This is a genomic window from Pantoea sp. sgz302252, assembly GCF_047713085.1.
GTDB lineage: Bacteria > Pseudomonadota > Gammaproteobacteria > Enterobacterales > Enterobacteriaceae > Scandinavium.
Window position 1 is genome coordinate 132,597 of sequence record NZ_JBLFJW010000011.1, and the last position, 11,103, is coordinate 143,699.

Below are 11,103 nucleotides of genomic sequence, written 5' to 3' on the forward strand. Positions count from 1 at the left end.
TATACAGACAAGACGATGTTCTGGCCCTGAAGGAGTCATGCTAAAGGCACCATAATGGTATAAATGCCCTATAGGGAAAGCTTTACTTTGATAGCCTAAACTCAGTCATGAATGGTTATTTCCACGGTAACCCCCCCTGTTTTATTTAATATTAAATGGAGCAAGACCATGAATAGATCATTGAACCAAAAAACGCCAAAAAATTCCAGTAATATTGACGTTCAGGCATCATCAGAGTTGAGTACCTTTAATTTGTCAGCAGCTAGCGACAATGCAAATTTTAGCCAATCGGATGCTCTATCATTTGCGAGTTTCCGTAAAGGAGAAGTTGATCCGCGTACAGGAAGCTTCAACTACTTTATTCCTATCGCCAGGCTGACAGGAAACCAGCAGAGAGGGCCTTCGATCGAGCTTTCACTTCGCCATAATCATTTTTCTAACAGAAATGAAGGATTTGGCAAAGGGTGGTCTCTGGGATTGAGCAAATTTTTTAAGGATAACTCACGCATGAAGCTGCTCCTACGGGACGGCCGTGTAGTCGATCTTAAACTGACTGATAATATTTACACCGTTGAGACTGTCGATGTTCAGGATTTTGTTCTTACTCAGCTCAGCAGTCCAACTGGCGCTTATCAGGTAGCCTATAAAGACGGCACGGTTGAGACACTAACCCCCGTCACATCAGATAATTCTTTCGTCTATGTTACGGAAATCAGACATGAAAATGGTTATAAACTGACAGTTCAATACTATTTCAGAGAAACGTTCTCGATCGAACCTTTCGTCGAACGTATCTACGATGAGTTCAACAACGATTTATTATCCATTACACGGCGTGGTAATGAGATCTACTATTATGTAGATATTGAAGTTTATAAAAACAAGCCATCTCTCACCAATAAATTAACCCTTGTAGTTTCTGGAAATTTCAGAAGCATAACGCAATGCCAGGTGGCTCTTTCACCAACAATTGATATTCTTACATTTAACTATGCGGGAATAAATTCTTGTCGCGTAATCACACAGGTAACCAGTAATTTTTTTGGGGAGGCTATCGAAACAATAAATTACAGTTCAGATATCTTAGCACCATCTGGCGCTCCTTTCGCTTCGCTACCAACCGTGAAATTATATACATTTTCAATGAGTTCACTTGGCACTGGCGCTACCAAAACTGAGAAACATGAATATAGTTATGGCTCGACCTCAGGTTCTAATAACTTTCTTGGCTACAATGGCGTGTCATCATGGGATGATAATGCCATTGATAACATATATTCATGTCCATCTGGATACATCTATGAGGTAACGGAAAAATTTTTCCTGGATGATGTCGCATTGTATAGTAAAAAATACACTTATGATAAATTCCACAGGTTAATTCGCAGTAATTTTGTGGCAGATCATTTTGTGGCTCCTGTATTAGCTCAAGAGATTACCGTAAAAAACACATACAATGGGAGCACCTCTCTTGATTATACAGCTTTACCTCGAACATATAAGCTGCCAGTACAGATAAAAACAGACTACAAAGAAACAGATCTTGAGGATTCTCACCTTCGCACCACAACGTTCCGTTCTGAATACGATAGTTATGGCAATATCATTTCCAGCAGCGAATCTGGAAAAATGAAACTTAGATATACTTATTATTCTTCATCTGGAGCTGTTGATAATTGCCCTCCAGATCCTCATGGTTTTGTCCGACATTTATCTTCTATTGAAAGATATCAAAATGATATTTCTATTGATGGCATTGTATCTGAGTATTTTTATACCTCGGTGAGCAATAAGGATAATTATCCCTACACCGTATTAAGTAATTCTGAAGAAAGAAAGATTACCGGAGGGCGATGGAATGAAGGATATAAAGTAATCTGGAACGAATATTATAAATCAACGGCATCCGAAAATTTCAATCGCGGACGACTGAAAAGTACCACGTTGCGTTTATCTCAGATGAATGGCACGACGGTGGCATTCAATTACACCTTATCTTCAGCGGGTGACGAAATTACTACAGCGACAACGCAGATCGGATGGGACAACAGTACGTTGACATACTCTGAGACTGCTATGTCATTAACTGGCTGGCCGACAAAATTAAAAGATGCTCTTGACGTTATTACTGAAATTAATTATGACTCATTTGGACGAAGTACTTCGGTGACAAGAGCTAAAGGTACGGATAAAGAGAGCACGACCACATACCGTTATGAGTATGATCGCACGACTAAATGTCTCAGCAAAACAACAAATGCTCCCGAAGTCAACGCAGTAACGGAAATATATGATGCGATGGGTAATGTCGTTAAGCTTGTCGCTAGTGGGCAAAATCTCATGGTCGCCGAATTCGATACTCAAGGGCAATTATTATTAGAAACTCACTACGACTATAACGTACCTTTATCGAACAGATCCGAAGGAAATTTAAGTCTGACTGACTCATATATATACGATGTTCTGGGTAACCCAAGACAGGCTAATTATCATGATGGTTTTACCAAATACAGTCGATTCAATATAGGAGATGCACAACTCATTGAGTATACTACCGTATCAGAACAGAATACTAAATTTAATTATGAAATGACAGATTTTGATCCCTATTCATTACGTCCGGTAAAAAATTATGAATACAAAAAAGATGGCGTGACTGTCGCAACCTTAACCTGCTATTACTATGATACCTTTTATCGCATAAAGGATATCGAACTTACAGATAGCACTAGCACTAAGAGTGTCAAAAAAACATATGCGTATGATTTTTTTGATCGCCCCAATTTATTGACTGAAACAGGACAGGAGGAGAGCGAGGTACGTACGACAAAAATAAATTATTGGCCTTATGGCCTGGAACCTAAAGTTGAAAGCACGGCTATTGACGATACAACCATTGGATATTTAAATTATGATGGTTTGGGGCGTTTGACGCAAGAAGATCGTAATCCCAATCAGCTAGATCGCTTCGTGACGCGATATGAATATGAAGCTGGATATACGGTAGCCAGTAAAAAAACAACACCGCGTAATAGAGCTATTCAATATACTTATTTCCCTGAATTTGATTCGTTACCTGCAACAATTACCATGCCAGGAAATGAAGGAAAATATCAATACGAGTATAACAAAGATACGGTGAAGCTTATCAGAGAGACCTATACACTCGGGTCTAAAAAAAATATACGTGATATCACGTATGATCAAAACCTGAACGTAATCAGTGAAACAGTCACTGATGGTTTTGCTATCGGCAGCTACAAGAATGAATTTCTGCGTACGACTTCTGGACGGATAAAGAAGATGATTAAATCATCTGCAGGAAGACCGTCCCAAACCATCAATTATAGTTATGATTCAGCAGGACGAGTGAGTAAAATCTATATCAATTATGATGAGAGAAACGATCTGGAAATCAGCGTATTTTATCTGGCTGGAGATTTACCATCGGATGTTTCCTATATTTTTAAACAGTCGAATCGGAACGATCAGGTATACAGACTCGAACTTTCTTATGATCATCAGCTACGTGTTATAAATAAAGTTTATTCTGATACTACCGGAAAGGTGCTTGCACACCATAAAGAGGAATTTAATGGATTCGGTAATGTTATTAAGAAAGATATTTTCACAACCCCTGCGAATTCAACGATAACGACATACGATTTTGACTATCTTGGGCGTTTGATAACTGCCGATATTTCAAATCTGTCAACAGCCTATCCTACGAACGCTAATGGATATAACATCACATGGTATAAGTATATTTATGACAAGTTCAACAATATTTCCTCTTGTAGAACAGTAGATGAGAGTTCCAGTAATACAACTATTACAGATTTTACATATGCAGGGAAAAACCCATTTGAATTAATAAGAATATCCCAATCGGGGTACCAACCTTCTTTACCTGTAATGCTTAGCTATGATGAATCTGGAAATATTATAACAAAATCAACGGGTAACCGTTCGTTCACCTATGCGTATGATTCATTTGAGAAATTAGCCAAAGTTTTCGAGTCGAACCGTACTGTATCCTTTCAATCCAATAGTGAAGGTTCATTGGGTAGTGAAGAATTGAGTGTAGAAGATGTCAGATCGCGTGGTTATGGCACCAGCTTTGGCTATAGCAACAGTATATTCGATACCTCATGGAGAAAACAGGCAACATCAACAACAAATGAGCACATTGCCAGTTATATCCATACTCCGGCCGGGGTCGATACGATGAACGTACTGGGCGGTGGTTCAGGTAGTTACACGAAAACACAAACACTACAATTCAGCGATCGCCTCGGTGGGGTGTTTGGCGAAATCGATGGCTCGCTCCCCTCCCCAGGAGAAGTTACGCCTTTACTATATAGCCCTTATGGTTATATCAAGGATGCAGAAGTTCCAGCGGCCTATGATCCCATCCGATTTGCAGGAGCCCGGTATGATGATCTAACAAAGCTTTATCATTTAGGAAATGGCACACGAGCGTACGACAGTTCGTTGATGCGCTTTATGCAATATGACGCTATGAGTCCTTTCGGCAAGGGTGGAATTAACCCTTACAATTATTGCATCTGTGATCCCATAACCTACTCTGATCTCTCCGGGCAGGGACGCGATGTTGCAATAATGTTTGCCTCTTTGGGACTGGTTCTTTCTATATTTAGTTTTGGGCTTGGTGCACTTGCGCTTCTGGGGTCGGCACCACTCCTGTTGAGTGGTATAGCACTGGCTGGAGGTGTCCTCGGTGTTGCTGGTGCTGCGACGGGTCTTGCTGCGACTTTAGTGGAAGATGATAATGTCGCTCAGCAGCTAACCATTGCCAGTGCAGTACTCGGTGGGGCAGGCATCTTATTTGAAAGTTTTCCGGCAATCATGTTTATCGGACACCGTGTTACATGGCGATTGGCGCAAAAATATTCAACCAGTAGAGTTATCCAGATAAACACTGGGTTTCAAAAAGTTTATCCAGGGGCAAACTATACAATCTCCGGAAAGTTCATGTTCAATGGCCGTAATACTCGAATGGTCAAAGCACATGGTAATATTGATAGCCTGGCGGTCCCCGTAGAGGTTGCAAACAATCCTGGGCGCTGGGTGGATCAAGGTAAAAGCGTGGAAGAGTTTGCAAACTTTACTCGCACTGTTCTTAACAGCACTGCCCTGGACGACAGTGACAGTGCAATTTTTCTGGCTGCATGTGGTGGATCGCCAGCAGGTGCACGTAACAATGCACAAAATCTTGCAACTGCCCTGAACAGGAGTGTCTATGCTTTCCCCTCTCGCAAAATCTTCAGTATCGTGGGGGGGACTTTTACGGATCCAAAGATAACGGTATTTGGAACGCCCTGGTTTATGAAGCTAAAACAATTCAACCCAGGAGTTGCAATGGGGGAGGCAATACCGATGTTCCCACTTGCGTAGTGTGAAATGAACATTTGGTGGAGTTACCTGTTTGTTGCGGTATTTCAGGTGACTCCACTACAGTATTTTGACATCAAGACTGAATATACAGATACTCCACAAAACTCAATTATAATCGGTATCATGCACCACTTTGAACATTTCGAACTCCACTGACCTCAAGCCAACTCTATCTAAATCAGGTTGCATCTGGGGGCTTCAAAAAAATGGAGTATGCCGATCCAGAACTGACGACGAGAGTGAAAACCAGGTTCCGCGTTGCCAGTGACGTCGCCAAATCCATGCCAGAGAGAGCCCGCGCAGCGCGAGAAACACCGCCAGCGACAGCCACAATCCGTGGTTGCCAAACAGCGGCACGGTTAACAGGGTCAGAGCAAAGCCAGCGGCGGCGACAGCCATGCTGTTACGCATTTCCGCCCCTCGTGTCGCACCGATAAACATGCCATCCAGCAAATAACACCAGACGCCAATCACCGGCAGAATGACCTGCCAGATAACATAACGATCGGCCAGCTCACGCAGTTGTGGCAGAGAAGTCAGCATCGCCACAATGTGCTCCCCGCCGACGGCATAAATCATGGCAAACGCCAGTGCCACTAAGCCGGATTGTCGGCACGCCGCTTTCCAGACGTGCAGCAGTTGGCTGTCATCTCTTGCGCCATATGCTTGCCCAGAATGGGCTTCAACCGCATAAGCAAAACCATCCAGCGCGTAGGCGGTGAACGTCAGCATGGTCATCAACACGGCGTTGACCGCGACAATGTCGCTGCCCAAACGCGCGCCAAACACGGTCAGAGCGCCAAAGCAGAGTTGCAGTAGCAGCGAACGCAGCATGATGTCCCGGTTGAGTGCCAACAGACGACGAACATTACCACGCCAGGCCTCTTTCAACAGCGCTAACGAAATGCCACGCAAATGCAGTACCCGCCGAACCATCAGCAAGCCAATGAAGAAAGTGACATATTCCGAACACGCGGTTGCCAGCGCTGCGCCCTGCACGTTCATGTGCAGACCCATCACCAGCCACAAATCGAGCACGATGTTCAGCACATTCCCCACCACCAGCAAAATGACCGGTGCGCGAGCATACTGCACACCAAGCAGCCAGCCCAGTAAGACCAGGTTTGCCAGAGAAGCGGGCGCGCTGAGCCAGCGGATCTCAAGGAAGCGCCTTGCCTGTTCCAGCACCGCATCGCTGCCACCGACAATATGCAGCGCCAGCTCGATAAGCGGCGTACGAAGCAGGACAATCGCGAACCCGGCAGCCAGCGCCAGTAACAGCGGTTGTACCAAAGCACGCGCCAGCCGCTGGGGGTCTTTCGCGCCATAAGCCTGAGCCGTCAGGCCGGTGGTGCTCATTCGCAGGAAAAGCAGCAGCATGAAGAGGAAGCTGGTCGCCATTGAACCCACTGCGACACCGCCCAGATACACAGGACTATCCAGATGCCCGATCACCGCCGTATCCACCAGCCCCAGTAAAGGGACAGTGATATTGGAGAAAATCATCGGCAGCGCAAGACGCCACAATGCCTTGTCCGCAGCAGTGAATAGCGACATCGGAAAACCTGTGAGAGTGGAAAGGTAAAACGAAGTGGCGCCAGAATTGCGCCACTCAAAACACGAAGCAGAAGGCTAAAGGATGATTATAGCCATTCGCCGTTACGGATCACGCCAACCGCCAGGCCTTCAATAGAGAAGTTCTGTTCGCGCAGGTCGACCACGATCGGGGAAAATTCGCTGTTTTCAGGCAGAAGCTCAACGGTGCTGCCCTGTTTTTTCAGGCGTTTGACCGTCACTTCATCGTCGATGCGCGCGACAACCACCTGGCCGTTACGCACATCCTGAGTTTTATGCACCGCCAGCAGGTCGCCATCAAGGATGCCGATGTCGCGCATCGACATGCCGCTGACGCGCAGCAGGAAATCTGCGCTTGGCTTGAACATGCCTGGATCAACCTGATAATGGCCTTCAATATGTTGCTGTGCCAGCAGCGGCTCACCGGCTGCCACGCGGCCAATCAGTGGGATGCCCGCTTCTTCTTCAACCAGAAGACGAATGCCGCGAGAAGCCCCGGAGACAATCTCAAGCACGCCTTTACGCGCCAGCGCTTTCAGGTGCTCTTCAGCCGCATTAGGGGACTTAAATCCCAGGCGCTGTGCAATTTCCGCACGCGTCGGTGGCATGCCCGTCTGGCTGATGTGATCCCGGATGAGATCAAACACCTCTTGCTGCCTGGTCGTTAACGCTTTCATTCCGCCCCCTGGGTGTATATACAGTTATGCTGTGAGTATATACAGTTGATGGCGAATTTGGAACCGCAAAACGCACAAAAAACCAGACGGTTGCGTAATTATGTGGCGTCTATCGAAAATACGACCACAGTAGCAGCACCCAGGTGATGACGGCAATAAAGATAGCCAGCAGAACTGCGGCAGACCCCATATCCTTCGCGCGCCCTGACAACTCGTGATGCTCCGGCCCGATACGGTCGACCACCGCTTCAATCGCACTGTTGAGAATTTCCACTATCATCACCAGAAGCACCGAACCAATCAGCAGGACGCGGGTGATAGCATCCACGTCCAGCCAGCAGGCAATAATAACGGCGATAACGGCAGCGGTGCCCTCCTGACGGAAAGCGGCTTCGTGCTTCCACGCCGCACGAAAACCTTTCCAGGAGTAGCCTGTTGCCTTGATGATTCGGGTTAACCCGGTGGTATTATTGGCCATCAAAAGAACCTTTTTATTTATTAACGTCAATGTCCCTGCGCGCCGTAAGTGGTAGAACAGATATTCTGCTTACTTTCTGTTATCCTTGCGACGCATTTGCATGATTAACCAGAGGCTTTACATCGTTTATGTCTGGCTGGCCACGAATTTACTACAAATTACTGAATTTACCATTAAGCGTGCTGGTAAAAAGCAAGTCCATTCCGGCAAATCCTGCCCAGGAACTTGGACTCGATACCTCACGCCCAATTATGTACGTTCTGCCCTATAACTCGAAGGCAGATCTGCTGACGTTACGCGCCCAATGTCTGGCGCACGATCTCCCGGATCCGCTGGAGCCGCTGGTGATCGACGGAACCGAGCTGCCGCGTTACGTGTTCATTCACGGCGGGCCGCGCGCGTTCACTTATTACACGCCGAAAGAAGAATCCATCAAGCTGTTCCACAACTATCTGGACCTGCATCGCAGCAACCCGGATCTCGACGTGCAGATGGTGCCGGTTTCGGTGATGTTTGGGCGTTCTCCGGGGCGCGAAAAAGGCGAAGTTAACCCGCCACTGCGCATGATGAACGGTTTCCAGAAGTTCTTCGCCGTCACCTGGCTTGGTCGTGACAGCTTCGTGCGTTTCTCGCCGTCCGTGTCACTGCGCCGCATGGCGACCGAACACGGCACAGACAAAATTATTGCGCAGAAGCTGGCTCGTGTGGCACGTACGCACTTCGCCCGTCAGCGTCTGGCGGCCGTAGGCCCGCGCCTGCCTGCGCGTCAGGATTTGTTCAACAAGCTGCTGGCGTCCAAAGCGATTGCCCGCGCCGTTGAAGATGAAGCGCGCAGCAAGAAAATCTCCCACGAAAAAGCGCAGCAGAACGCCATTGCGCTGATGGAAGAGATTGCGGCTAACTTCTCTTACGAGATGATCCGCCTGACAGACCGCGTCCTGGGCTTTACCTGGAACCGCCTCTATCAGGGGATTAACGTTAACAACGCCGAGCGAGTACGCCAGTTGGCCCACGACGGTCACGAGATTGTCTATGTGCCTTGCCACCGCAGCCACATGGACTATCTGCTGCTCTCTTACGTGCTCTACCATCAAGGGCTGGTGCCGCCGCACATCGCTGCGGGGATCAACCTGAACTTCTGGCCAGCCGGCCCGATTTTCCGCCGCCTGGGCGCGTTCTTTATTCGTCGTACCTTCAAGGGCAACAAGCTCTATTCCACCGTGTTCCGTGAATACCTCGGCGAACTGTTCAGCCGTGGTTACTCCGTTGAGTACTTCGTGGAAGGTGGCCGTTCCCGTACTGGTCGCCTGCTCGACCCGAAAACCGGCACGCTGTCGATGACCATTCAGGCGATGCTGCGCGGCGGGACACGTCCAATCACACTCGTGCCAATTTACATCGGCTACGAGCACGTGATGGAAGTGGGCACCTACGCGAAAGAGCTGCGTGGCGCGACCAAAGAGAAAGAGAGCCTGCCTCAGATGCTGAAAGGCCTGAGCAAGCTGCGTAATCTCGGCCAGGGCTATGTGAACTTTGGCGAACCGATGCCGCTGATGACCTACCTCAATCAGCACGTGCCAGAATGGCGCGAGTCTATCGACCCGATTGAAGCAATTCGCCCGGCCTGGCTGACGCCAACGGTGAACAACATTGCCGAAGACCTGATGGTGCGCATCAACAACGCAGGCGCGGCGAATGCCATGAACCTGTGTGTGACCGCGCTGTTGGCTTCTCGTCAACGTTCTTTGACCCGCGAACAGCTCGCCCAGCAGTTAGACTGCTATCTGCAGCTGATGCGCAATGTGCCGTATTCGAAGGATTCGACCGTGCCTGCCCTCAGCGCCAACGAACTTATCGATCATGCGCTGCAGATGAATAAGTTCGAAGTGGAGAAAGACACCATCGGTGACATCATCATTCTGCCGCGCGAGCAGGCGGTGCTGATGACCTACTATCGCAACAACATCACGCATATGCTGATGATCCCGTCCTTGCTGGCCGCGATTGTCACTCAGCATCGTAAACTCTCACGCGAAGAGATGGTTCGCCACGTCGAGACCCTGTACCCGATGCTGAAAGCCGAGCTGTTCCTGCGCTGGGAAAAAACCGAACTGGCGGGCGTTATCGACCTGTTGCTGGCAGAAATGCAGCGTCAGGAGTTGGTCACGGTTGAGAATGACACGGTCAGCATTAACCCGTCTCACTCCCGCACGCTGCAGTTGCTGGCAGCCGGTGCGCGCGAGACGCTGCAACGCTACGCCATCACCTTCTGGCTGCTGAGCGCGAACCCGTCAATCAACCGCAGTACGCTGGAGAAAGAAAGCCGCACCGTGGCACAGCGTCTCTCCGTGCTGCACGGCATCAACGCGCCAGAGTTCTTCGACAAAGCAGTATTCAGCACCTTGGTGCTGACGCTGCGTGACGAGGGCTTTATCAGCGACTCCGGCGATGCCGAACCGGCGGAAACCATGAAGGTTTACCAGATGCTGGCGGAGCTGATCACTTCCGATGTGCGTTTGACGATTGAGAGCGCCAGTCAGGACTAGGTAAACTGCAAAAACCTTCCTTCGGGAAGGTTTTTTAGTCTTTGCGCCCTCTCCACGTGGGAGAGGGTCGGGGAGAGGGCATCAGACCGCACAAGGTAAACAGCAAAAAACCTCTCCCGGAGAGGTTTTTTTAGTGTTTGCGCCCCTCGCCCCGTGGGAGAGGGGTCGGGGGAGAGGGCATCAGACCGCACAAGGTAAACAGCAAAAAACCTCTCCCGGAGAGGTTTTTTTAGTGTTTGCGCCCCTCGCCCCGTGGGAGAGGGGTCGGGGGAGAGGGCATCAGACCGCACAAGGTAAACAGCAAAAAACCTCTACCGGAGAGGTTTTTTTAGTGTTTGCGCCCCTCGCCCCGTGGGAGAGGGGTCGGGGGAGAGGGCATCAGACCGCACTTTTCTTATGTAAGAAGCGC

5 protein-coding genes are annotated in these 11,103 nt (G+C 48.5%); 2 read left to right on the forward strand and 3 right to left on the reverse strand.

Features of this window, described 5'->3' with window-relative positions; all coding sequences use genetic code 11:
• Positions 1–168 precede the first annotated feature (168 nt).
• Positions 169–5,418: an RHS repeat-associated core domain-containing protein gene (locus ACLW56_RS10990; RefSeq protein ID WP_330983816.1), complete on the forward strand. Its 5,250-nt coding sequence runs from the start codon at positions 169–171 to the stop codon at positions 5,416–5,418.
• Positions 5,419–5,616: 198 nt separating this feature from the next.
• Here ACLW56_RS10990 and dinF read toward each other — a convergent pair whose 3' ends face one another.
• The 3 genes from dinF to ACLW56_RS11005 all read right to left on the reverse strand — a co-directional run bounded on the left by dinF (position 5,617) and on the right by ACLW56_RS11005 (position 8,148).
• On the reverse strand, positions 5,617–6,975 hold the full coding sequence (gene dinF, locus ACLW56_RS10995) for an MATE family efflux transporter DinF (protein ID WP_330983817.1): 1,359 nt from the start codon (positions 6,973–6,975) through the stop codon (positions 5,617–5,619).
• Positions 6,976–7,061: 86 nt separating this feature from the next.
• Entirely contained in the window at positions 7,062–7,670 is a 609-nt protein-coding gene (lexA, locus tag ACLW56_RS11000) for a transcriptional repressor LexA (RefSeq protein WP_330983818.1), read from the reverse strand.
• A 109-nt stretch (positions 7,671–7,779) separates the two neighbouring features.
• Positions 7,780–8,148, reverse strand: a complete 369-nt coding sequence (locus tag ACLW56_RS11005) for a diacylglycerol kinase (protein ID WP_330983819.1) — start codon at positions 8,146–8,148, stop codon at positions 7,780–7,782.
• Positions 8,149–8,276: 128 nt separating this feature from the next.
• On the opposite strand from ACLW56_RS11005, the gene plsB reads away from it, so the two are divergent.
• Complete coding sequence (gene plsB, locus ACLW56_RS11010) at positions 8,277–10,694, forward strand: glycerol-3-phosphate 1-O-acyltransferase PlsB (protein ID WP_330983820.1); 2,418 nt, start codon at positions 8,277–8,279, stop codon at positions 10,692–10,694.
• The last annotated feature ends 409 nt before the right edge of the window (positions 10,695–11,103 follow it).